At 60.1% G+C, this 21,567-nt stretch carries 33 protein-coding genes; 31 read left to right on the plus strand and 2 right to left on the minus strand.

What is annotated here, in order from left to right:
* The first annotated feature begins 48 nt into the window (after nucleotides 1-48).
* From tuf to rplQ, 28 genes are all read left to right on the plus strand, one after another.
* Nucleotides 49-1,224, plus strand: a complete 1,176-nt coding sequence (gene tuf, locus AC3WVQ_RS05475; RefSeq protein WP_034795467.1) for an elongation factor Tu — start codon at nucleotides 49-51, stop codon at nucleotides 1,222-1,224.
* A 320-nt stretch (nucleotides 1,225-1,544) separates the two neighbouring features.
* The gene (gene rpsJ / locus AC3WVQ_RS05480; RefSeq protein WP_003507767.1) at nucleotides 1,545-1,853 is read left to right on the plus strand and encodes a 30S ribosomal protein S10; all 309 of its coding nucleotides are present in this window, start codon (nucleotides 1,545-1,547) and stop codon (nucleotides 1,851-1,853) included.
* Nucleotides 1,854-1,992: 139 nt separating this feature from the next.
* Nucleotides 1,993-2,679 carry a 50S ribosomal protein L3 gene (gene rplC / locus AC3WVQ_RS05485; protein WP_090302246.1) on the plus strand — a complete coding sequence of 229 codons (687 nt, stop codon included), beginning with the start codon at nucleotides 1,993-1,995 and terminating at the stop codon, nucleotides 2,677-2,679.
* Nucleotides 2,680-2,691: 12 nt separating this feature from the next.
* Complete coding sequence (gene rplD / locus AC3WVQ_RS05490; protein ID WP_034795521.1) at nucleotides 2,692-3,312, plus strand: 50S ribosomal protein L4; 621 nt, start codon at nucleotides 2,692-2,694, stop codon at nucleotides 3,310-3,312.
* Nucleotides 3,309-3,602, plus strand: coding sequence for a 50S ribosomal protein L23 (locus AC3WVQ_RS05495; protein ID WP_034795524.1), 294 nt, complete (start codon nucleotides 3,309-3,311; stop codon nucleotides 3,600-3,602). The genes rplD and AC3WVQ_RS05495 overlap by 4 nt, the downstream gene beginning before the upstream one ends.
* A gap of 43 nt (nucleotides 3,603-3,645) precedes the next feature.
* Entirely contained in the window at nucleotides 3,646-4,482 is an 837-nt protein-coding gene (rplB, locus tag AC3WVQ_RS05500) for a 50S ribosomal protein L2 (protein ID WP_034795526.1), read from the plus strand.
* 15 nt (nucleotides 4,483-4,497) lie between these two features.
* Nucleotides 4,498-4,776 (plus strand): 30S ribosomal protein S19, encoded by a 279-nt coding sequence (gene rpsS / locus AC3WVQ_RS05505; RefSeq protein ID WP_018239488.1) that lies wholly within the window; start codon nucleotides 4,498-4,500, stop codon nucleotides 4,774-4,776.
* 2 nt (nucleotides 4,777-4,778) lie between these two features.
* The gene (gene rplV / locus AC3WVQ_RS05510; RefSeq protein WP_034795534.1) at nucleotides 4,779-5,168 is read left to right on the plus strand and encodes a 50S ribosomal protein L22; all 390 of its coding nucleotides are present in this window, start codon (nucleotides 4,779-4,781) and stop codon (nucleotides 5,166-5,168) included.
* Entirely contained in the window at nucleotides 5,168-5,902 is a 735-nt protein-coding gene (rpsC, locus tag AC3WVQ_RS05515; RefSeq protein ID WP_034795537.1) for a 30S ribosomal protein S3, read from the plus strand. Before rplV ends, rpsC begins: the two co-directional genes overlap by 1 nt.
* Before the next feature lie 38 nt (nucleotides 5,903-5,940).
* Nucleotides 5,941-6,354, plus strand: a complete 414-nt coding sequence (gene rplP, locus AC3WVQ_RS05520; protein WP_011975175.1) for a 50S ribosomal protein L16 — start codon at nucleotides 5,941-5,943, stop codon at nucleotides 6,352-6,354.
* Between the two features lie 11 nt (nucleotides 6,355-6,365).
* Nucleotides 6,366-6,566 carry a 50S ribosomal protein L29 gene (gene rpmC, locus AC3WVQ_RS05525; protein ID WP_034795543.1) on the plus strand — a complete coding sequence of 67 codons (201 nt, stop codon included), beginning with the start codon at nucleotides 6,366-6,368 and terminating at the stop codon, nucleotides 6,564-6,566.
* A 12-nt stretch (nucleotides 6,567-6,578) separates the two neighbouring features.
* The gene (rpsQ, locus tag AC3WVQ_RS05530; RefSeq protein WP_034795546.1) at nucleotides 6,579-6,815 is read left to right on the plus strand and encodes a 30S ribosomal protein S17; all 237 of its coding nucleotides are present in this window, start codon (nucleotides 6,579-6,581) and stop codon (nucleotides 6,813-6,815) included.
* Between the two features lie 178 nt (nucleotides 6,816-6,993).
* Complete coding sequence (rplN, locus tag AC3WVQ_RS05535) at nucleotides 6,994-7,362, plus strand: 50S ribosomal protein L14 (protein WP_034795548.1); 369 nt, start codon at nucleotides 6,994-6,996, stop codon at nucleotides 7,360-7,362.
* Between the two features lie 14 nt (nucleotides 7,363-7,376).
* A complete protein-coding gene (rplX, locus tag AC3WVQ_RS05540; protein WP_025426674.1) occupies nucleotides 7,377-7,688 on the plus strand; it encodes a 50S ribosomal protein L24 in 312 nt (103 codons plus the stop codon).
* Nucleotides 7,681-8,238 carry a 50S ribosomal protein L5 gene (gene rplE, locus AC3WVQ_RS05545; protein ID WP_034795552.1) on the plus strand — a complete coding sequence of 186 codons (558 nt, stop codon included), beginning with the start codon at nucleotides 7,681-7,683 and terminating at the stop codon, nucleotides 8,236-8,238. The genes rplX and rplE overlap by 8 nt, the downstream gene beginning before the upstream one ends.
* Nucleotides 8,239-8,272: 34 nt before the next feature.
* Nucleotides 8,273-8,578 (plus strand): 30S ribosomal protein S14, encoded by a 306-nt coding sequence (gene rpsN, locus AC3WVQ_RS05550; RefSeq protein ID WP_034795562.1) that lies wholly within the window; start codon nucleotides 8,273-8,275, stop codon nucleotides 8,576-8,578.
* Nucleotides 8,579-8,590: 12 nt separating this feature from the next.
* Nucleotides 8,591-8,989, plus strand: a complete 399-nt coding sequence (rpsH, locus tag AC3WVQ_RS05555) for a 30S ribosomal protein S8 (RefSeq protein WP_025426677.1) — start codon at nucleotides 8,591-8,593, stop codon at nucleotides 8,987-8,989.
* Between the two features lie 46 nt (nucleotides 8,990-9,035).
* Nucleotides 9,036-9,569: a 50S ribosomal protein L6 gene (gene rplF, locus AC3WVQ_RS05560; RefSeq protein ID WP_034795564.1), complete on the plus strand. Its 534-nt coding sequence runs from the start codon at nucleotides 9,036-9,038 to the stop codon at nucleotides 9,567-9,569.
* 12 nt (nucleotides 9,570-9,581) lie between these two features.
* Nucleotides 9,582-9,944, plus strand: coding sequence for a 50S ribosomal protein L18 (gene rplR, locus AC3WVQ_RS05565; protein WP_034795567.1), 363 nt, complete (start codon nucleotides 9,582-9,584; stop codon nucleotides 9,942-9,944).
* A gap of 128 nt (nucleotides 9,945-10,072) precedes the next feature.
* Complete coding sequence (gene rpsE, locus AC3WVQ_RS05570; protein WP_034795569.1) at nucleotides 10,073-10,642, plus strand: 30S ribosomal protein S5; 570 nt, start codon at nucleotides 10,073-10,075, stop codon at nucleotides 10,640-10,642.
* 12 nt (nucleotides 10,643-10,654) lie between these two features.
* Nucleotides 10,655-10,858, plus strand: coding sequence for a 50S ribosomal protein L30 (rpmD, locus tag AC3WVQ_RS05575; RefSeq protein WP_043623384.1), 204 nt, complete (start codon nucleotides 10,655-10,657; stop codon nucleotides 10,856-10,858).
* A 13-nt stretch (nucleotides 10,859-10,871) separates the two neighbouring features.
* Nucleotides 10,872-11,342 carry a 50S ribosomal protein L15 gene (gene rplO / locus AC3WVQ_RS05580; protein ID WP_034795576.1) on the plus strand — a complete coding sequence of 157 codons (471 nt, stop codon included), beginning with the start codon at nucleotides 10,872-10,874 and terminating at the stop codon, nucleotides 11,340-11,342.
* A 233-nt stretch (nucleotides 11,343-11,575) separates the two neighbouring features.
* A complete protein-coding gene (gene secY, locus AC3WVQ_RS05585; RefSeq protein ID WP_034795578.1) occupies nucleotides 11,576-12,916 on the plus strand; it encodes a preprotein translocase subunit SecY in 1,341 nt (446 codons plus the stop codon).
* Nucleotides 12,913-13,491, plus strand: a complete 579-nt coding sequence (locus tag AC3WVQ_RS05590) for an adenylate kinase (RefSeq protein WP_034795582.1) — start codon at nucleotides 12,913-12,915, stop codon at nucleotides 13,489-13,491. The genes secY and AC3WVQ_RS05590 overlap by 4 nt, the downstream gene beginning before the upstream one ends.
* Nucleotides 13,492-13,723: 232 nt before the next feature.
* Nucleotides 13,724-14,092, plus strand: coding sequence for a 30S ribosomal protein S13 (gene rpsM, locus AC3WVQ_RS05595; RefSeq protein ID WP_034795586.1), 369 nt, complete (start codon nucleotides 13,724-13,726; stop codon nucleotides 14,090-14,092).
* 226 nt (nucleotides 14,093-14,318) lie between these two features.
* Nucleotides 14,319-14,708 carry a 30S ribosomal protein S11 gene (rpsK, locus tag AC3WVQ_RS05600; protein WP_003536496.1) on the plus strand — a complete coding sequence of 130 codons (390 nt, stop codon included), beginning with the start codon at nucleotides 14,319-14,321 and terminating at the stop codon, nucleotides 14,706-14,708.
* Nucleotides 14,709-14,811: 103 nt separating this feature from the next.
* Nucleotides 14,812-15,822, plus strand: coding sequence for a DNA-directed RNA polymerase subunit alpha (locus AC3WVQ_RS05605; protein WP_034795592.1), 1,011 nt, complete (start codon nucleotides 14,812-14,814; stop codon nucleotides 15,820-15,822).
* Between the two features lie 44 nt (nucleotides 15,823-15,866).
* Nucleotides 15,867-16,292: a 50S ribosomal protein L17 gene (gene rplQ, locus AC3WVQ_RS05610; RefSeq protein WP_034795595.1), complete on the plus strand. Its 426-nt coding sequence runs from the start codon at nucleotides 15,867-15,869 to the stop codon at nucleotides 16,290-16,292.
* 160 nt (nucleotides 16,293-16,452) lie between these two features.
* Here the strand turns inward: rplQ and msrQ are convergent, their stop codons facing one another.
* Together msrQ and msrP are read right to left on the minus strand one after the other, a co-directional pair.
* Nucleotides 16,453-17,106, minus strand: coding sequence for a protein-methionine-sulfoxide reductase heme-binding subunit MsrQ (msrQ, locus tag AC3WVQ_RS05615; protein ID WP_110819888.1), 654 nt, complete (start codon nucleotides 17,104-17,106; stop codon nucleotides 16,453-16,455).
* A 2-nt stretch (nucleotides 17,107-17,108) separates the two neighbouring features.
* Entirely contained in the window at nucleotides 17,109-18,053 is a 945-nt protein-coding gene (msrP, locus tag AC3WVQ_RS05620; RefSeq protein ID WP_090302250.1) for a protein-methionine-sulfoxide reductase catalytic subunit MsrP, read from the minus strand.
* A gap of 198 nt (nucleotides 18,054-18,251) precedes the next feature.
* Here msrP and AC3WVQ_RS05625 point away from each other — a divergent pair, with 198 nt between their 5' ends.
* The 3 genes from AC3WVQ_RS05625 (at nucleotide 18,252) to sugE (ending at nucleotide 21,498) form a co-directional block, all read left to right on the plus strand.
* The gene (locus AC3WVQ_RS05625; protein WP_060610178.1) at nucleotides 18,252-19,649 is read left to right on the plus strand and encodes a DegQ family serine endoprotease; all 1,398 of its coding nucleotides are present in this window, start codon (nucleotides 18,252-18,254) and stop codon (nucleotides 19,647-19,649) included.
* Nucleotides 19,646-20,959, plus strand: coding sequence for a replication-associated recombination protein A (locus tag AC3WVQ_RS05630; protein WP_060610175.1), 1,314 nt, complete (start codon nucleotides 19,646-19,648; stop codon nucleotides 20,957-20,959). The genes AC3WVQ_RS05625 and AC3WVQ_RS05630 overlap by 4 nt, the downstream gene beginning before the upstream one ends.
* A gap of 224 nt (nucleotides 20,960-21,183) precedes the next feature.
* Nucleotides 21,184-21,498 carry a quaternary ammonium compound efflux SMR transporter SugE gene (gene sugE / locus AC3WVQ_RS05635; protein WP_034795623.1) on the plus strand — a complete coding sequence of 105 codons (315 nt, stop codon included), beginning with the start codon at nucleotides 21,184-21,186 and terminating at the stop codon, nucleotides 21,496-21,498.
* Nucleotides 21,499-21,567: the final 69 nt, after the last annotated feature.

Raw genomic sequence — 21,567 nt, forward strand, 5'->3', positions numbered from 1 at the left:
GAAGTTAAAAGTTTTCCCCGGTAGGGGATAGAAAACGGAGAGCCGGAAATGGCAAAGAGCAAATTTGAGCGCAACAAGCCGCACGTTAACATTGGCACGATTGGCCACGTTGACCATGGCAAGACGTCGCTGACCGCAGCGATCACGAAGTACTTCGGCGAGTTCAAGGCGTACGACCAGATCGACGCTGCTCCGGAAGAAAAGGCCCGTGGTATCACGATTTCGACGGCGCACGTTGAGTATGAGACGCCGAACCGTCACTACGCTCACGTTGACTGCCCCGGCCACGCCGACTACGTCAAGAACATGATCACGGGTGCAGCGCAGATGGACGGCGCGATCCTGGTTTGCTCGGCTGCTGACGGCCCGATGCCGCAGACCCGCGAGCACATCCTGCTCGCTCGTCAGGTTGGCGTTCCGGCAATCGTCGTGTTCCTCAACAAGGTCGACCAGGTTGACGACGCCGAGCTTCTCGAGCTCGTCGAACTGGAAGTTCGCGAACTTCTGTCGTCCTACGAATTCCCGGGCGACGACATTCCGATCATCAAGGGCTCGGCTCTTGCTGCTCTGGAAGATTCGGACAAGAAGATCGGCGAAGACGCGATCCGCGAGCTGATGGCAGCTGTTGACGCCTACATCCCGACGCCTGAGCGTCCGATCGACCAGCCGTTCCTGATGCCGATCGAAGACGTGTTCTCGATCTCGGGCCGTGGTACGGTTGTGACCGGTCGCGTTGAGCGCGGCATCGTCAAGGTCGGCGAAGAAGTCGAAATCGTCGGCATCCGCGACACGTCGAAGACGACGGTTACGGGCGTTGAAATGTTCCGCAAGCTGCTCGACCAGGGCCAGGCCGGCGACAACATCGGCGCGCTGATCCGTGGTGTTAACCGTGACGGCGTCGAGCGTGGCCAGATCCTGTGCAAGCCGGGTTCGGTCAAGCCGCACAAGAAGTTCATGGCTGAAGCCTACATCCTGACGAAGGAAGAAGGCGGCCGTCATACGCCGTTCTTCACCAACTACCGTCCGCAGTTCTACTTCCGCACGACGGACGTGACGGGCATCGTGACGCTGCCGGAAGGCACGGAAATGGTTATGCCGGGCGACAACGTCACCGTTGCCGTTGAGCTGATCGTTCCGATCGCGATGGAAGAAAAGCTGCGCTTCGCAATCCGCGAAGGCGGCCGTACCGTCGGCGCAGGCATCGTTGCCTCGATCGTCGAGTAATCGACGAGACTGAGGGCGGGAAGACACAAGGCGCATGTGCTATGCGCCTTGGACATACCCGCCCCGAAAGATTTAGTTGGTCGCACGGCTTGCCGAAGACGACGAAATAGTGCAAATGGCGCCCACGCGTGATTTGCACGGTGCTTCGACGTTGTGCGCTCACAGAAAGACAGGCCGGCCACGGCCGCTCAAATAGGAAGGGGCAGGGGAAACCCTGTCCCTCCGATCTTTGAAAAGTTAGCGGACTGGCCGAAATTAAACGAAGTTCACTGCGTGTTTTTCCACGGAAACCGCAAGTAACCTGAACAAGGATAAGTCGTATGAACGGCCAGAACATCCGCATCCGCCTCAAGGCGTTTGATCACCGGATCCTCGACGCCTCGACGCGCGAAATCGTGTCGACTGCAAAGCGTACCGGTGCAAGCGTGCGCGGTCCCGTACCGCTGCCGACGCGCATTGAAAAGTTTACGGTCAACCGCTCGCCGCACGTCGACAAGAAGAGCCGTGAACAGTTCGAAATGCGCACCCACAAGCGCCTTCTCGATATCGTAGACCCGACCCCGCAGACCGTTGACGCGCTGATGAAGCTCGACCTGGCTGCCGGCGTCGACGTGGAAATCAAGCTTTAATAAACAAGGAAGGTACGTGGGCCTCGGTCCAACGGCTTCCAAAAACGGGCGACCTCAAGATCGGATGATCTCAAGGAAACCTTAAACCAGAGATGTGAGGGGGCTCGCTCCGTCACTAACTCTCAAGAGGAATGAACCAATGCGTTCAGGTGTGATTGCACAGAAAGTGGGAATGACCCGCGTCTATAACGACGCCGGTGAGCATATCCCGGTTACAGTTTTGAAGCTGGAAAGCTGCCAGGTGGTAGCCCAGCGTACGGAAGAAAAGAATGGCTACGTTGCTGTCCAGCTCGGTGCTGGCCGCTCCAAGGTCAAGAACACGCCGAAGGCGATGCGCGGCCACTTTGCTGCTGCCAACGTCGAGCCGAAGGCGAAGCTCGTCGAGTTCCGCGTTTCCGCGGACAACCTGATCGACATCGGTGCAGAACTGACGGCGAACCATTTCGTCACCGGTCAGCTCGTCGACGTCACCGGTACCACGATCGGTAAGGGCTTTGCCGGCGCCATCAAGCGCCACAACTTCGGCGGTCTGCGTGCAACGCACGGCGTTTCCGTATCGCACCGTTCGCATGGTTCTACCGGTTCCAACCAGGACCCGGGCCGCGTTTGGAAGGGCAAGCGCATGGCTGGTCACATGGGCCAGACGCGCGTCACCACTCAGAACCTCGAAGTCGTATCGACCGATGAAGACCGCGGTCTGATCCTGGTCAAGGGCGCTGTCCCCGGCTCCAAGGGTGCCTGGATCGTCGTTCGTGACGCCATCAAGTCGGGCACCCCGGAAGGCGCTCCGCGTCCGGCCGCTGTGCGCGCCGAAGCATCGAAGTAAGGGAGCCGAATAATGGATCTCAACGTCAAAACCCTCGAGGGCAAGGACGCAGGAAAGGTTTCACTTTCTGACGCCATTTTCGGCCTCGAACCCCGTGAAGACATCATTGCCCGCGTCGTTCGCTGGCAGCTCGCCAAGAAGCAGCAGGGCACGCACAAGGCCAAGGGCCGCGCTGAAGTGTCCCGCACCGGCGCCAAGATGTACAAGCAGAAGGGTACGGGCCGCGCCCGCCACCACTCCGCTCGTGCTCCGCAGTTCCGCGGCGGTGGCAAGGCTCATGGCCCGGTTGTTCGCAGCCACGCCCATGACCTGCCGAAGAAGGTTCGCGCTCTCGGCCTGCGCCATGCACTCTCGGCCAAGCTGAAGGCTGAAGAGATCATCGTCATCGACGATCTCGTTGCCAAGGAAGCCAAGACGAAGGCTCTCGCCGGCGTATTCGCGTCGCTCGGCCTCACCAACGCTCTCATCATCGGCGGCGCCGAGATCGAGAACAACTTCAAGCTCGCAGCCCAGAACATCCCGAACGTGGACGTTCTGCCGGTTCAGGGCATCAACGTTTACGACATTCTGCGCCGTGGCAAGCTCGTGCTTTCCAAGGCTGCCGTGGAAGCTCTGGAGGAGCGGTTCAAATGACGGATCTTCGCCACTACGACGTGATCGTGTCCCCCTCGATCACTGAAAAGTCGACGCTGGTTTCCGAACAGAACCAGGTCGTCTTCAACGTCGCCAAGGACGCTTCGAAGCCTGAAATCAAGGCTGCAGTCGAAGCTCTGTTCGGCGTCAAGGTTACGGCCGTGAACACGCTGGTCCGCAAGGGCAAGACGAAGCGTTTCCGCGGCTTTGCCGGAAAGCAGAAGGACGTGAAGAAGGCGGTCATTACGCTCGCCGACGGTCAGTCCATCGACGTCTCCACCGGTCTCTAACGGATAGGCCCATTAGGGTAAAAACCCAAAAGGGAACAAGAAAATGGCATTGAAAAGTTTCAATCCGACGACCCCGAGCCAGCGCCAGCTGGTCATCGTTGACCGGTCCGGCCTCTACAAGGGCAAGCCGGTAAAGGCGCTGACCGAGGGCCTGTCCTCCAAGGGCGGTCGCAACAACCTCGGTCGCATCACCGTTCGCTTCCAGGGCGGCGGTCACAAGCGCACCTATCGTCTGGTGGACTTCAAGCGTCGCAAGTTCGACGTTGAAGGCACGGTCGAGCGTCTGGAATACGACCCGAACCGCACCGCGTTCATCGCGCTCGTCAACTACGCCGACGGCGAAAAGGCCTACATCCTCGCTCCGCAGCGCCTTGCTGCTGGCGACAAGGTCATCGCTTCGGAAAAGGCCGTTGACGTGAAGCCCGGCAACACGATGCCGCTGCAGTACATCCCGGTCGGCTCCATCATCCACAACGTGGAAATGAAGCCGGGCAAGGGCGGCCAGATGGCCCGCTCCGCCGGTACCTACGCACAGCTCGTTGGCCGCGACCAGGGCATGGCGATCCTTCGCCTGAACTCTGGTGAACAGCGCCTGGTGCATGGTTCCTGCCTCGCCTCGATCGGCGCCGTGTCGAACCCCGACCACGGCAACATCAATGACGGTAAGGCTGGTCGTTCGCGTTGGCGTGGCAAGAAGCCGCACGTTCGCGGTGTCGTCATGAACCCGGTTGACCACCCGCACGGCGGTGGTGAAGGCCGTACCTCGGGTGGTCGTCACCCGGTTACCCCGTGGGGCAAGCCCACGAAGGGTAAGCGTACGCGCTCGAACAAGTCGACCGACAAGTTCATCATGCGCTCGCGCCACCAGAAGAAGAAGTAAGAGAGGAAGTCTCGAATGACTCGTTCAGTATGGAAAGGTCCGTTCGTTGACGGTTATCTTCTCAAGAAGGCTGAGAAGGTCCGCGAAGGCGGTCGCAACGAAGTGATCAAGATCTGGAGCCGTCGCTCCACGATCCTTCCGCAGTTTGTCGGTCTCACCTTCGGCGTCTACAACGGCAGCAAGCACGTTCCGGTCAGCGTCAACGAAGACATGGTCGGCCACAAGTTTGGTGAATTCTCTCCGACCCGGACCTACTACGGTCACGGTGCGGACAAGAAGGCAAAGAGGAAGTAACAATGGGCAAGGCAAAAGCCGAACGCCGGCTGAAGGATAATGAGGCGCAGGCAGTTGCGCGCACGATCCGCGTCAGCCCCCAGAAGCTCAACCTGGTTGCCGCGATGATCCGCGGCAAGAAGGTCGATCGCGCTCTGGCCGAACTGGAATTCTCCCGCAAGCGCATTGCAGAGACGGTCAAGAAGACCCTTGAATCTGCCATCGCAAACGCGGAGAACAACCACGATCTCGACGTCGATTCGCTCGTCGTTGCAGAAGCTTACGTTGGCAAGTCGATTGTCATGAAGCGCTTCCACGCTCGTGGTCGCGGCCGTGCATCGCGTGTCGAAAAGCCGTTCTCGCACTTGACGATCGTCGTCCGTGAAGTGGAAGCCAAAGGGGAGGCCGCATAATGGGTCAGAAGATTAATCCGATCGGCTTCCGTCTCGGTATCAACCGGACCTGGGACAGCCGCTGGTTCGCGGACAACGCCGAATACGGCCAGCTTCTTCACGAAGACCTGAAGATCCGCGCTTACCTGATGGAAGAACTGAAGGCTGCCGGCATCGCCAAGGTGGTAATCGAGCGTCCGCACAAGAAGTGCCGCGTCACGATCCACTCCGCTCGTCCGGGCCTGATCATCGGCAAGAAGGGCGCTGACATCGAGAAGCTCCGCAAGAAGCTTTCCGAGATGACCAGCTCCGAAACGCACCTCAACATCGTTGAAGTGCGCAAGCCGGAAGTCGACGCGACCCTCGTCGCTCAGTCGATTGCCCAGCAGCTCGAGCGCCGCGTGGCTTTCCGCCGTGCGATGAAGCGCGCTGTTCAGTCGGCCATGCGTCTTGGCGCCGAAGGCATCAAGATCACCTGCGCCGGCCGCCTCGGTGGCGCCGAAATCGCTCGTACCGAATGGTACCGCGAAGGTCGCGTTCCGCTGCACACGCTGCGTGCGGACATCGACTACGGCACGGCTGAAGCGGAAACCGCTTTCGGTATCTGCGGCATCAAGGTCTGGATCTTCAAGGGCGAAATCCTTGAGCACGATCCGATGGCTTCGGAGCGTCGCGCGATCGAAAGTGACAACCAGGGCCCGGCAGGCCGTGATCGCGACCGTGGCGATCGTGACCGCCGTCGTGAAAACGCGTAACATTCGCGTTTGGCAGCCAATATCGGAGAAGTAAAAAAATGTTGCAGCCAAAGCGTACGAAGTATCGCAAGCAGTTCAAGGGCCGCATCAAGGGCGTAGCCAAGGGCGGATCTGATCTCGCTTTCGGCGAATTCGGCCTTAAGGCTCAGGAACCCAACCGCGTGAATGCACGCGAGATCGAAGCGGCCCGCCGCGCGATCACGCGTCACATGAAGCGCGCCGGCCGCGTCTGGATCCGTGTGTTCCCTGACGTTCCGGTCACCGCCAAGCCGACGGAAGTCCGCATGGGTAAGGGTAAGGGTTCGGTCGAATACTGGGCATGCAAGGTCAAGCCCGGCCGAATGATGTTTGAGATCGATGGTGTCAGCGAAGAACTTGCCCGTGAGGCACTTCGTCTTGGCGCTGCCAAGCTCTCTGTCAAGACGCGCTTCGTGCAGCGTATCGCAGAGTAAGGAGTGAACTCATGAAAGCCGTAGATGTTCGCGCCCTGAGCGCCGATCAACTCAACGAAGAGCTCGCCAAGCTGAAGAAGGAGCAGTTCAACCTGCGCTTCCAGAAGGCAACCGGCCAGCTCGAGAAGTCTTCGCGTATCAACGAAGTCCGCAAGGACATCGCACGCGTCAAAACCATTGCCCGCCAGAAGGCGGCAGAAGCCAAGGCCTAAGGACCAGAAAATATGCCGAAACGCATTCTGCAGGGCACTGTTGTCAGCGACAAGAACGACAAGACCGTCGTCGTACGGGTCGAGCGCCGCTTTGCGCATCCGATCCTCCAGAAGACCGTCCGTCGCTCCAAGAAGTACAAGGCGCATGACGAAAACAACCAGTACAAGGTTGGTGACGTCGTTTCCATCGAGGAATGTGCGCCGATCTCGAAGGATAAGCGCTGGACGGTAGTCGCCGCCCACGCTTGATTTCAGCAGGTTTTGACGCCAAGACCCTTGCGTCTTGGGAAAATACCTGTATGAAGCACGCAATTGAAGCAGGGGAACGCTCGATTCCGGGCGTTCTTTTGCTTTGAGATGAGCACTATAAGCCGGGCGAGGGGGTTTCGACCCAACCGGCCTGGTAACAACAAGAAGGCGACCTGACATGATTCAGATGCAAACAAACCTCGACGTGGCGGATAATTCCGGCGCACGTCGTGTCATGTGCATCAAGGTGCTGGGCGGCTCCAAGCGCAAGTATGCGTCGGTCGGCGACATCATTGTCGTTTCGATCAAGGAAGCCATTCCGCGCGGCCGCGTAAAGAAGGGTGATGTCATGAAGGCTGTTGTCGTTCGCACTGCGAAGGACATCCGCCGTCCGGATGGCTCTGTCATCCGCTTTGACACCAACGCAGCCGTTCTTATCGATAACAAGAAAGAGCCGATCGGCACCCGTATCTTCGGACCGGTTCCGCGCGAACTTCGCGCCAAGAACCACATGAAGATCATCTCGCTGGCTCCAGAAGTACTCTAAGGGAGCGTTGAGAGATGCAAAAGATTCGCAAAGGCGACAAAGTCGTCGTTCTCACCGGTAAGGACAAGGGTCGTACCGGCGAAGTCGTACAGGTAATGCCGAAGGAAGACCGGGCTGTCGTGCGTGGCGTAAACATGGTGAAGCGTCACCAGCGCCAGACCCAGAGCCAGGAAGCCGGCATCATCAACAAGGAAGCCTCGATCCATCTTTCGAACATCGCGATTGCCGATCCGAAGGACGGCAAGCCGACCCGCGTCGGTTTCAAGATCGATGGCGACAAGAAGGTCCGCGTGGCCAAGCGTTCGGGAGTAGTGATCGATGGCTAAGTCCGCTTACGAGCCGCGGCTCAAGAAGGAATATGTCGAGCGTATTCGTGCGGCTATGCAGGAGAAGTTCTCCTACGCCAACGAAATGCAGATCCCGCGCCTCGACAAGATCGTCATCAATATGGGCGTTGGCGAATCGACGGGCGACTCCAAGAAGCCGACCGTTGCTGCAGCCGACCTCGCAGCGATTGCTGGTCAGAAGCCGGTAATCACCCGCGCTCGCAACTCCATCGCAGGCTTCAAGCTTCGCGAAGGTATGCCGATCGGTGCCAAGGTTACCCTGCGCGGCGTTCGGATGTTTGAGTTCCTGGATCGCCTCGTGAACATCGCGCTTCCGCGCGTTCGCGACTTCCGTGGCCTCAATCCGAAGTCCTTTGACGGACGTGGCAACTTCGCCATGGGCGTCAAGGAACACATTGTGTTCCCTGAGATCAACTACGACAAGGTTGATCAGATGTGGGGCATGGACATCATCGTTTGCACGACGGCTACTAACGACGACGAAGCTCGCGCTCTGCTCACAGAGTTCAACTTCCCGTTCCGTCAGTAATCCGTAACGACAAGCGTAAAGAAGGATAACTGTAATGGCGAAAACGAGCGCAGTTGAAAAGAACAAGCGCCGCCGCAAACTGGTTGCCTCGCAGGCTGCAAAGCGTGCCGCTCTGAAGGCGACCATCATGAACCAGTCTCTGCCGATTGAAGAGCGGTTCAAGGCAACCATCAAGCTGGCAGGCCTGCCGCGCGATGGATCCAAGACCCGCATCCGCAACCGTTGCGAAGTTACCGGCCGTCCGCGCGCCTTCTATCGTAAACTTCGTATGTCGCGTATTGCGCTTCGCGAACTGGGCAACCTCGGCAAGGTGCCGGGTATTGTCAAGTCGAGCTGGTAAGGAGACGGGCACATGGCAATGACTGATCCGCTGGGCGATATGCTCACCCGTATCCGTAACGGCGCGGCTCGCCGCAAGTCGAGCGTTTCCACGCCGGCTTCGAAGCTCCGTGCACGTGTTCTGGATGTTCTTCAGGCTGAAGGCTACATCCGTGGTTACTCCGAAGTCGTATTCGGCAACGGCAAGGCCGAGCTGAACATCGAACTGAAGTACTACGAAGGCGCTTCCGTGATCCGTGAGATCGGACGCGTCTCCAAGCCGGGCCGCCGAGTTTATGTCTCGGTTAAGTCCATTCCGCAGGTCGCGAACGGCCTCGGCATCACCATCCTTTCGACCCCGAAGGGCGTGATGGCCGATCATCAGGCACGCGAACAGAATGTTGGTGGCGAGATCCTTTGCTCCGTCTTCTAATCGAAGACGGTAGCAAGTTCTCCATAGCGAACAGACAGGTATAAAAATGTCTCGTATCGGTAAGAAGCCCGTTCAGGTTCCGGCAGGCGTCACGGCAAGCGTTGATGGCCAGAAGGTAACGGCGAAGGGCCCGAAGGGCGAACTGTTCTTTGTTGCAAACGACGAAGTATCGGTAAAGCTCGAAGAAAATGCGGTTGTTGTACAGCCGCTCAGCCAGAGCAAGGATGCTCGTTCGAAGTGGGGCATGTCCCGCACGATGATCGAGAACATCTTCAAGGGCGTCAAGGACGGTTACGAGCGCAAGCTCGAAATCAACGGCGTTGGTTATCGTGCGTCGCTGCAGGGCAAGAACCTGCAGCTGGCGCTCGGCTTCAGCCACGACGTCGTCTACCAGACCCCGGAAGGCATCACGATTGCTGTTCCGAAGCCGACCGAAATCATCGTGTCCGGCATCAACAAGCAGCAGGTCGGCCAGGTTGCCGCGGAAATCCGCGAATACCGCGGCCCCGAGCCCTACAAGGGCAAGGGCGTCAAGTATGCCGAAGAGCGGATTGTCCGCAAAGAAGGCAAGAAGAAGTAAGGATCACGCGAAATGGCTAGCAGGAAAGATACTCTTGTGCGTCGCGCCAACCGCGTGCGCCGTCAAATCAAGGCGGTCGCCAATGGCCGTCCGCGCCTGTCGGTTCATCGCTCGTCGAAGAACATCTACGTACAGGTTATCGACGACGTGGCCGGCAAGACGCTTGCGTCTGCCTCCACGCTCGATACCGATCTGCGTTCGTCGTTGAAGACGGGCGCTGACACGGCAGCTGCTGCTGCCGTCGGCAAGCTCATCGCTGAGCGTGCCGCTAAGGCTGGCGTCAAGGACGTTGTCTTTGATCGTGGCGCCTTCATCTATCACGGCCGCATCAAGGCTTTGGCCGATGCTGCCCGTGAAGGTGGTCTGAACTTCTGATCGGTCGCCAGGCGGGCGTTGCGCCTGCCTGGCACTCTCATAGGTTTCCGGTCGCATCCGATCCATCGGACGGGGGCGACTTTTGTCAATCTGCCGATTGCACCCGGAAAAGAAAAAGGAAAAGGACAATGGCACAGGAAAGAAAGGGTTCTCGCGAAGATCGCCAGAACCGCGAAGAGCGCGACAGCGAATTTGTCGATAAGCTCGTAGCAATTAACCGCGTCGCCAAGGTGGTGAAGGGCGGTCGTCGTTTCGGTTTCGCCGCTCTCGTCGTCGTTGGCGACCAGAAGGGCCGCGTTGGCTTCGGTCATGGCAAGGCACGCGAAGTGCCGGAAGCCATCCGCAAGGCAACCGAAGCCGCAAAGCGCGACCTGATTTTCGTCCCGCTGCGTGGTGGTCGTACCCTGCATCACGACGTTCACGGTCGTCATGGCGCCGGCAAGGTGCTGCTGCGTTCGGCCAAGGCCGGTACCGGTATCATCGCTGGTGGCCCGATGCGCGCCGTCTTCGAAACGCTCGGCGTTCATGACGTCGTTGCCAAGTCGACCGGTTCGTCGAACCCCTACAACATGGTTCGCGCAACGTTCGACGCCCTCAAGAACCAGATGCACCCGAAGGACATCGCAGCTCAGCGCGGCATGAAGTACGCCACGCTCCAGGCTCGTCGTGTTTCCTCCGGCGCTGCTTCCGAAGAATAAGGGAGCTGACAGATGGCTAAGAAAGAAGTCGCAGCGAAGACCGTTACCGTCGAGCAGATCGGTAGCCCCATTCGCCGTCCGGCCGTACAGCGTCAGACGCTGATCGGCCTGGGCCTCAACAAGATGCACCGGGTTCGCACGCTGGAAGACACTCCGTCTGTCCGTGGCATGATCCGGACCGTCCAGCACCTCGTTCGCGTCGTCGACGAGAAGTGAGGGGGATAAGCTCATGAAACTGAATGAAATCAAGGACAACGAAGGCTCGACCCACAGCCGTAAGCGTCTTGGCCGTGGTATCGGCTCGGGCTCCGGCAAGACCGCCGGTCGCGGTGTGAAGGGTCAGAAGGCTCGTTCGGGCGTCGCCATCAACGGCTTCGAAGGCGGCCAGATGCCGATCTACCGTCGTCTGCCGAAGCGCGGCTTCAACAACATCTTCGCTTCGGAGTTTGTTGTCGTGTCGCTCGGCCGTATCCAGACGGCAATCGACGCCAAGAAGCTCGATGCTTCCAAGACCGTTGACGCAGCTGCCCTCAAGGCTGCCGGCGTCATCCGTCGCGAAAAGGACGGCGTCCGCGTTCTGGCCGACGGCGAACTGAAGGCGAAGGTTTCGCTCGAAGTTGCCGGTGCTTCCAAGTCGGCGATCGAGAAGATCGAAAAGGCTGGCGGCTCGATCAAGCTGCTCGCTGCGGCTGCTGAATAATATTATTGATGAACCGCCCGGGGTGCTTCACTCCGGGCGGTTTTGCTCCCATATGTGAGCCTCACGTCCGCAAGCGCGAATCGCTCGCCGCGGCGGACATAGCGGAAACCACGGTGAGGCATCCGATTGCAGACACAATCGCCTCGCGTCCGGTTTTCAAGACGAAAAGTTAGTCCTTCCGGAACGGACCGGGTGTTCCCGCTGATTCCGAGATTTGGTACGCGGAGAATTGCATGGCTTCTGCAGCGGAACAGCTCGCCTCGAACCTGAATTTCTCGACTTTCGCCAAGGCGGAAGATCTGAAGAAACGGCTCTGGTTCACGCTTGGTGCGCTTCTGGTTTACCGTCTTGGCACCTATATCCCGCTGCCCGGTCTTAACCCGGAAGCGTTTGCCCAGGCATTCCGCGGCCAGAGCGGCGGTATCCTCGGCCTCTTCAACATGTTTTCGGGCGGTGCAGTTGAGCGCATGGCGATCTTCGCGCTCGGCATCATGCCCTATATCTCTGCTTCGATTATCGTTCAGCTGATGACCTCTGTCGTTCCGGCACTGGAACAGCTGAAAAAGGAAGGCGAGCAGGGCCGCAAGATCATCAACCAGTACACCCGTTACGGCACGGTGCTTCTCGGCACGGCGCAGGCTTACGCCATCGCCGTCGGTCTCGAGAGCGGCAACGGCCTCGTCAACGATCCGGGTTGGTTCTTCCGTGTTTCGACCGTCATTTCTCTGCTTGGCGGCACCATGTTCCTGATGTGGCTCGGTGAACAGATCACCTCGCGCGGCATCGGCAACGGCATCTCGCTGATCATTTTCGCCGGTATCGTCGCACATCTGCCGACGGCTCTCGCTGGCACGCTCGAACTCGGCCGCACCGGCGCTCTGTCCACCCCGCTGATCCTCGCGATCATCGTCATGGTCGTCGGCGTCATCGCGCTCATCGTGTTCGTCGAACGTGCGCAGCGGCGGCTTCTGATCCAGTATCCGAAGCGCCAGGTCGGCAACCGCATGTTCCAGGGCGACACCTCGCACCTGCCGCTGAAGCTCAACACCGCGGGCGTCATCCCGGCGATCTTCGCCTCGTCGCTGCTGCTTCTGCCGGCAACGCTCGCAGGCTTTGCCAATACGGCGACGCTGCCGGGTTGGGCGACCACCGTGGTTGGCGCACTTGCGCACGGCAAGCCGCTCTACATGGTGCTTTACGGTGCGATGATCGCGTTCTTCGCCTTCTTCTACACCGCGATCGTGTTCAATCCGAAGGATACGGCTGACAATCTGAAGAAGCACGGCGGCTTCATTCCGGGCATTCGTCCGGGCGAGCGTACCGCGGAATATATCGATTATGTCCTGACGCGCATCACCGTGATCGGTGCGGCCTATCTGATCTTCGTCTGCATTCTGCCGGAAGTTCTGATCGCTCAGACCGGCGTGCCGTTCTACCTTGGTGGTACGTCGCTTTTGATTGTTGTCAGCGTCACCCTTGATACGGTAGCACAGATCCAGGGCCACCTCATCGCACAGCAATATGAGGGGCTGATCAAGAAGTCGAAGCTGCGCGGAGGAAAGAGGGGACGATGAGACTGATTTTTTTGGGACCGCCGGGCGCTGGCAAGGGGACACAGGCCAAGCTTCTGACGGAGAGATACGGCATTCCGCAGCTTTCCACAGGAGATATGCTGCGGGCGGCCGTCGCCCAGGCGACCGAGGTCGGCAAGCGTGCGAAGGCGGTCATGGATGCCGGTCAGCTGGTATCCGATGAGATCGTCAACGAAATCGTGTCGGATCGCATCGACCAGCCGGACTGCGCGAAGGGGTTCATCCTTGACGGTTACCCGCGCACGGTTCCGCAGGCGATTGCGCTCGGCAAGATGCTCGAGGGCAAGGGTCTGAAGCTCGATGCCGTAATCGAGCTCAAGGTCGACGAGGCAGCCCTTGTAAAGCGGATGGAGAATCGCGTAGCGGAAACCATCGCAGCCGGCGGAACCGTCCGTTCGGACGACAATCCGGAAGCCTTCAAGCGCCGGCTGACCGAGTACCGTGAAAAGACGGCGCCGCTCTCGGAGCACTACGCCGGAACGGGGCAGCTCAGAACGGTTGATGGCATGGCGGAAGTGAACACCGTCACCGCCGAGATCGAGAAGATTCTGGCTTAGACACTGGTCTTTGCCGAAAAGGAACTGCCGGGGAGTTGACTTTTCCGGCCGATTCCGCCAAAGACAGCGCCAACTCGCGACATGAGAGCGGTCGGCGCGGTCTTCAAAGAAAATGAAGTCCGGGTACGGTCGTTTTTGACGTGTCTCGAACCTCAATCAACGTGCGGCTCTTCGAGGTCGCGTAACGAAGCACCTATTGCCGGATGGCAACTGGAACGCAAGGAGAATAGACGTGGCACGTATCGCTGGCGTCAACATCCCGACGGCAAAGCGCGTAGTTATTGCGCTGACCTACATTCACGGGATCGGCCCGAAATTCGCACAGGAAATCATCGAGAAGGTCGGTATTCCGGCTGATCGTCGCGTGCATCAGCTGACGGACGCTGAAGTCCTGCAGATCCGCGAAACGATCGACCGCGACTACCAGGTCGAAGGTGACCTGCGTCGCGAGACCTCGATGAACATCAAGCGCCTGATGGACCTCGGCTGCTACCGCGGCCTGCGTCACCGTCGTGGCCTGCCGGTTCGCGGTCAACGCACCCACACCAACGCCCGCACCCGCAAGGGTCCGGCGAAGGCGATTGCCGGTAAGAAGAAGTAATTTCCCGAAAAGGGAGATTGGGAGGCTGGTGTCAAGCGCCGGCCTCCTTTTGCAGTTTGGAAGGGCGTTTGCCTGACCTTTGTTCGGCCGATCCGGCCGGGCGATATGTTCGCCGGACGATATCTCGTCCTGCGGGAAATGAAGATGCAGGGCAGGGGACGTCAAATCCTTTTCCCGGTGGAGCCGCTGGAATTACGGCGGTGCAGAGATCTAAGAAAGGGATCCTATGGCCAAGGAAGCCACCCGCGTTCGCCGTCGCGAACGCAAGAACATCACGTCTGGCGTCGCGCACGTCAATTCGTCGTTCAACAACACCATGATCACCATCACCGACGCACAGGGCAACGCGATTGCCTGGTCGTCTGCCGGTGCCAAGGGTTTCAAGGGTTCGCGTAAGTCGACCCCGTTTGCCGCACAGATCGCCGCTGAAGACTGCGCCAAGAAGGCTCAGGAACACGGCATGAAGTCGCTGGAAGTCGAAGTTTGCGGTCCGGGTTCCGGCCGTGAATCCGCACTTCGCGCGCTGCAGGCTGCGGGCTTCATGATCACCTCGATCCGCGATGTGACCCCGATCCCGCACAACGGCTGCCGCCCGCGCAAGAAGCGCCGCGTCTGATCATATGCATTCAACATGCCGGTGAGGGCGCAGACGCGCGCTCCCGGTCTTCGGGGCTCGGTTGCCACGATTGGATGGTGGCAACGAACGGAAGGCAGAAAACATGATCCAGAAGAATTGGCAGGAACTGATCAAGCCGAACAAGGTGGAGTTCGTCTCCTCCGGCCGCACCAAGGCAACGTTGGTTGCGGAACCGCTTGAACGCGGCTTCGGTCTGACGCTCGGCAACGCGCTTCGCCGCGTGCTGCTGTCGTCGCTGCGCGGTGCTGCTGTCACCGCAGTGCAGATCGACGGCGTCCTGCACGAGTTCTCCTCTATCCCGGGCGTCCGGGAAGATGTGACGGACATCGTGCTCAACATCAAGGAAATCGCCATCAAGATGGATGGCGACGACGCAAAGCGCATGGTCGTGCGCAAGCAGGGTCCGGGCGTTGTAACCGCCGGTGACATCCAGACGGTTGGCGATATCGAAATCCTCAACCCGAACCATGTGATCTGCACCCTCGACGAGGGCGCTGAGATCCGCATGGAGTTCACCGTCAACAACGGCAAGGGTTACGTGCCGGCTGATCGCAACCGTTCGGAAGATGCTCCGATCGGCCTGATCCCGGTCGACAGCCTGTACTCGCCGGTCAAGAAAGTGTCCTACAAGGTGGAAAACACCCGCGAAGGCCAGGTTCTTGACTATGACAAGCTGACGATGTCGATCGAGACGGACGGTTCCGTCACCGGTGAAGATGCGATCGCATTTGCGGCCCGCATCCTTCAGGACCAGCTGTCGGTGTTCGTCAACTTCGACGAGCCGCAGAAGGAAGCAGAGGAAGAGGCAGTTACCGAACTCGCCTTCAACCCGGCGCTTCTCAAGAAGGTCGACGAACTGGAACTTTCGGTCCGTTCGGCCAACTGCCTGAAGAACGACAACATCGTCTACATCGGCGACCTCATTCAGAAGACCGAAGCAGAAATGCTCCGCACGCCGAATTTTGGTCGCAAGTCGCTGAACGAAATCAAGGAAGTTCTCGCTTCCATGGGCCTGCACCTCGGCATGGAAGTGCCGTCCTGGCCGCCCGAGAACATCGAAGATCTCGCCAAGCGTTACGAAGACCAATACTAACCATTAGACTGCGGGCGAATGCCTGCAAGTGAAGGAGAATAGCCATGCGCCACGGTAAAGCCGGCCGCAAGCTGAATAGAACCGCCAGCCACCGCAAGGCGATGTTTGCCAACATGGCAGCTTCGCTGATCGAACACGAGCAGATCGTTACGACCCTGCCGAAGGCCAAGGAAATCCGCCCGATCGTCGAGAAGCTCGTCACGCTCGGCAAGCGCGGTGACCTGCACGCTCGCCGCCAGGCGATCTCGCAGATCCGCGACGCCGCTGTCGTTGCCAAGCTGTTCGACACGATCGCATCGCGCTACGCCACCCGCAACGGCGGCTACCTGCGCATCATGAAGGCTGGCTTCCGTCACGGCGACAACGCCGCGCTCGCCGTCATCGAATTCGTTGACCGCGACGTCTCGGCAAAGGGCGCGAAGGATCTCGCCCGCGTTGCTGCAGAAGCCGAAGCTGCTGAAGCAGCCTAAGCCGATCGAAGGCAGAAAATTGAAGCGGCCGGGTGTTCGTCACCCGGCCGCTTTTTCTTTTGGGGCTGTTGCTTAGCGTGCGTTTGACGGTGTGCTCGTTCTGTCACCGTTTCGTCGAAATGCGATCGAGGGTCGATGTCCTGGCGAGGCGAAGATGGCCTCAGGCGCTTCCGGCGGCGGTTCTGACCGGCGCATTGGCCGCCTGTCGCTTGCGCCGCAGATACGGCTTGCGCACCAGCCGCCAGACAAGCAGTACGGCGACGAGCCCGAGATAAAGCAGCTGTTCGGCGCCGATGACCTTCACCGACATCGAAAAATGCACGGCGCCGGCGGCGGCGATCACATAGGCCAGGCGGTGAAGCGTGTTCCACCGCGTACCAAGCCTGCGGATCGACCAGTTGTTGGAGGTGAGCGCCAGCGGGATCAGCATGACGAGTGCGGCCATGCCGATGGTGATGAAGGGGCGGCGGGCGATGTCGGCCAGTATGCTCGGAAAGTTTAGCCGCTGATCGAGCAGCATGTAGGCGAGGAAGTGCATCAGCACATAGTAGAACGCCAGCAAACCCAGGGCCCGCCGATAGCGCAGCCAGTTGATGCCGAATAGGTCGCGAATCGGCGAGATCGCCAATGTCGCGACGAGGAAACGCAGCGCCCAGAGGCCGAGCAGGTGTTCGAATTCCTTGACCGGGTTTCCGGGCAGTTGGCCCGTAGCGCCGAGATAGAATGCATAGGCGGCGGGCAGTAGGCCAAAGCCGTAGAGCCCCCAGAGCGAGGCCGAATGGTAGCGTTTCGGGAGCGAGGGCAGGCGGGCCATGATCAATAGTTCGCTCTGAGATCCATGCCGGCATAAAGTCCGGCCACCTCGTCGGCATAGCCATTGAAGGGCAGGGTATCGCGCCGGTTGGAGCCGAAGAAGCCGCCACCGCCGATGCGGTTTTCCGTTGCCTGGCTCCAGCGTGGATGATCGACCGCCGGATTGACGTTGGCAAAGAAGCCGTACTCGTTCGGCGCCGAGAGGTTCCAGGTGGACGGTGGCTGGGTTTCCGTGAGCGAAATGCGCACAATCGACTTGATCCCCTTGAAACCGTATTTCCAGGGGGTAACCAGCCGGATCGGCGCGCCGTTCTGGTTGGGAAGCGTCTTGCCGTAGACGCCGACGGACAGCAGCGTCAGCGGGTGACGGGCCTCGTCGAGCCTCAGCCCTTCGCGATAGGGCCAGGCAAGCGGCTGGAAGAAACCGGATTGTCCCGGCATTTCCGACGGGCGCACCACGGTTTCGAACGAGACATATTTCGCGCTGCCAAGCGGCTCTACCTTGTCGAGCAGGGCCGAGAGCTGAAACCCGGTCCAGGGGATCACCATCGACCAGGCCTCGACACAGCGCATGCGGTAGACGCGTTCCTCGATCGGGAGCGCGAGCAGTTCCTCGAGCCCGAATTCCTTCGGCTTGCCGACGAGGCCATCGACTTTCACCGTCCAGGGCGTTGCCTTGAAGCTGTTCGAATTGGCAGCCGGGTCGCCCTTGCCGGTCCCGAACTCATAGAAATTGTTGTAGCTGGTGACGTCGGCCTCCGGCGTCAGGTCTTCGTCGACAGTATATTTGCTCTTGGGCGCGCCGAGTGCGGCCGCCAGCCCCGTGCCGCTGCCCGCAAGCAGCATGCCGCCGCCAGCAGCAGCCCCGAGGAAGGTGCGGCGGTTGAAAAAGAGGGCCTCCGGGGTGATCTCGGAGGAAACGATTTGCGGCGGGCGGTAAGATGGCATGGTCTTTTCCGAAGTGATTTATGAGCCTTGTCTTCTATGAACTCACCAGACTTTCGATCACCGTGAAAGGGGTTGCGAACCACGTTTTCGTGCGTAGCGCGTGAAGCTGGCAACTTTGCATATCCTGCGCCAACATTTGCCTTTTTTCCCGCGAAATCCTATCTGAACGTAGCCGCGACGAATAGGAGAATGCTTTACATGATCGTAGGTCGAAGAGCGCTTGTTTCGCTCGTCATCGCTGTTTCTCTCGCCTGTCCGGCATTGGCCCAGGAGGCCAAGAGCGTTCCGCAGTCGCGGACCGAAATGCAGCTTTCCTTTGCGCCTCTCGTCAAGCAGACGGCAAATGCCGTCGTCAACGTCTATGCCGAGCGGGTGGTCGAGCGTCGGTCGATTTTCTCCGGCGATCCCTTCTTCGAGGAGTTCTTCGGCCAGCGCATGCCGAACCGCTCGGAGAAGCAGTCTTCGCTCGGTTCCGGGGTGATCGTCGGCAAGAACGGCATCGTCGTGACCAATAACCACGTCATCGAGGGCGCCGACGATATCAAGGTGGCGCTGGCCGATGGCCGCGAGTTTCCCTGCAAGATCGTGCTCAAGGACGACCGGCTCGACCTCGCTGTTTTGAAGATCCAGTCGGACGGTCCCTTCGACATCGTGCCGCTTGGTGATTCCGATGCGGTCGAGGTCGGCGACCTCGTGCTTGCGATCGGCAACCCCTTCGGCGTCGGCCAGACGGTGACGAGCGGCATCGTCTCGGCGCTCGCGCGCAATCAGGTCTCCTCGGGCGATTTCGGCTTCTTCATCCAGACGGATGCGGCGATCAACCCGGGTAATTCCGGCGGTGGCCTTATCGACATGAACGGCCAGCTCATTGGCATCAACACGGCCATCTTCTCCAAGGGCGGCGGTTCTAACGGCGTTGGCTTTGCCATCCCCGCCAATCTGGTGAAGGTTTTCGTTGCGTCGGCCGAAGGCGGCAACGGCGCTTTCGTGCGTCCTTTCATCGGCGCCAGCTTCGAGCCGGTCACTTCGGAAGTGGCCGAAGCCCTTGGCCTCAGCCGCGCCCGTGGTGCGCTGGTGACCGCCGTCGTGGCCGGTGGCCCGGCCGAACAGGCCGGTATCAAGCCCGGCCAGGTGATCACCGCCGTCAACGGCATCGAGGTCGAACATCCCGACGCACTCGGTTATCGCCTGACGACGGTCGGCATCGGTCATGAGGCGCGCGTCTCCGTATCGGAAAACGGCAAGCCGCGGGAAGTGACGATCAAGCTCGACCGGGCTCCAGAAACGTCGCCACGGGATGAGCGGCTGATTGAAGGTCGTAACCCCTTCGCCGGTGCAGTCGTCGCCAACCTGTCGCCGCGCCTTGCCGACGAGCTGCGCATGTCGACCTCGCTGCAGGGCGTCGTCGTCATGCAGGTCAATCGCGGTTCGCCCGCCGCCCGCATCGGCCTCGAGCCGAAGGACATCGTGCGGTCGGTCAACGGCACGGCGATCGACACGTCGAAGACGCTGGAACAGGTAATGGCCGACGATGCCTCCTTCTGGCGCGTCGAGATCGAGCGCGACGGCCAGCTCATCCGTCAGTTCTTCCGATGAGCGACCTGTTCACCGCCCACGAGCCACCGGAAATGGCGTCGGCAAGACCGCTTGCCGACCGGCTTCGCCCGCGAACGCTTGCCGAAGTCACCGGTCAGGATCACCTGACCGGTGAGGACGGCGTGCTGTCGCGCATGATTGCTTCCGGTTCGCTCGGGTCGATGATCTTCTGGGGGCCGCCCGGAACCGGCAAGACGACCGTGGCGCGGCTGCTTTCGGGGGAGGCGGGTCTCGCCTTCGAGCAGATCTCGGCGATCTTCTCCGGCGTCGCTGATCTCAAGAAGGTGTTCGAGGCGGCGCGGGCAAGGCGCATGTCCGGCCGTCAGACGCTGCTCTTCGTCGACGAGATTCATCGCTTCAACCGGGCACAGCAGGACAGCTTCCTGCCGGTGATGGAAGACGGCACCGTGATCCTTGTCGGCGCGACGACGGAAAACCCATCCTTCGAACTCAACGCCGCTCTCTTGTCCCGAGCTCGGGTGCTGACCTTCAAGCCGCACGGCGAAGACAGTATCGAGGAACTGCTGTCGCGCGCCGAAGAGTCCGAGGCCAAGAAACTGCCGCTCGATGCGGATGCGCGCGCCAGCCTCATCCGCATGGCCGACGGCGACGGTCGCGCTGCGCTGACACTGGCGGAAGAAGTCTGGCGCGCCGCGCGCCGCGACGAGATCTTCGATGCGGCAGCACTCCAGAACATCGTACAGCGCCGGGCGCCCGTCTATGACAAGGGCCAGGACGGCCACTACAATCTGATCTCGGCCCTGCACAAGTCGGTGCGTGGCTCTGATCCGGATGCCGCACTCTACTATCTCTGCCGCATGTTCGATGCCGGCGAGGATCCGCTTTATCTCGGGCGGCGCCTGGTGCGCATGGCGGTCGAGGACATCGGCCTTGCCGACCCGCAGGCCCTGGTGATCTGCAACGCCGCCAAGGACGCCTATGACTATCTCGGCTCGCCCGAGGGCGAACTGGCGCTTGCCGAAGCCTGCGTCTATCTCGCGACCGCGCCGAAATCGAACGGCGTCTATACCGCCTACAAGGCAGCGATGCGGGCGGCGAAGGAAAACGGCTCGCTGCTGCCGCCGAAACATATCCTCAACGCCCCGACGAAACTGATGAAGGGTGAGGGCTACGGCGACGGCTACCGCTACGACCATGACGAGCCGGATGCTTTTTCCGGTCAGGACTATTTCCCCGAGAAGATGGGGCGCAGAACCTTCTATGATCCGCCGGAGCGCGGTTTCGAGCGCGAGATCCGCAAGCGGCTGGAATGGTGGGCGAAACTCCGTCGGGAGCGCAACGCACCGTAGGGGCAGACTTACAGACCCTCAGCGCCTCGCACGTTTCCATGGTTTCAACGACAGCGTGAAATGGTTTAGCTTTGCCGCGGACGCAGGGCTGATTTGCCCTTGACCGCCTTGCCGGCGAAACTGGAGTGTGAGATAGAACCCGCGTTGCAGACGGCTGCACGGTTCGCAAAGGCGATACCGAACATCCGCGGGGACGGCCTCGCTCCAAACTTTGGGAGTTTGACATGGCCTGGTTCCTTCTTCTGCTTGCCGGTATTCTTGAAATCGGCTGGGCAATTGGTCTCAAATACACGGATGGTTTTACGCGGGTGACACCGACGATCCTGACCGTCGGTTCGATGATCCTCAGCATCGCGTTGCTCGGTCTCGCCGTGCGGACCCTGCCGCTCGGTACGGCTTACGCTGTTTGGACCGGCATCGGCACCGTCGGCACCGTGATCCTCGGCATTTTCCTCTTCGCAGAGCCGGCAACCTTCGTTCGCCTTGGCTGCATCGCGCTCATCGTCAGCGGTATCGCCGGCCTGAAGCTGGCCGCTTAACGCTGCGGCTATTGGCTTCCGTTACGTTAGCGCGAACAGAGCCGCTCTGACGCCGACATATTGAACAAA

It is taken from the genome of Ensifer sp. EB106-05-01-XG146 (assembly GCF_058791875.1).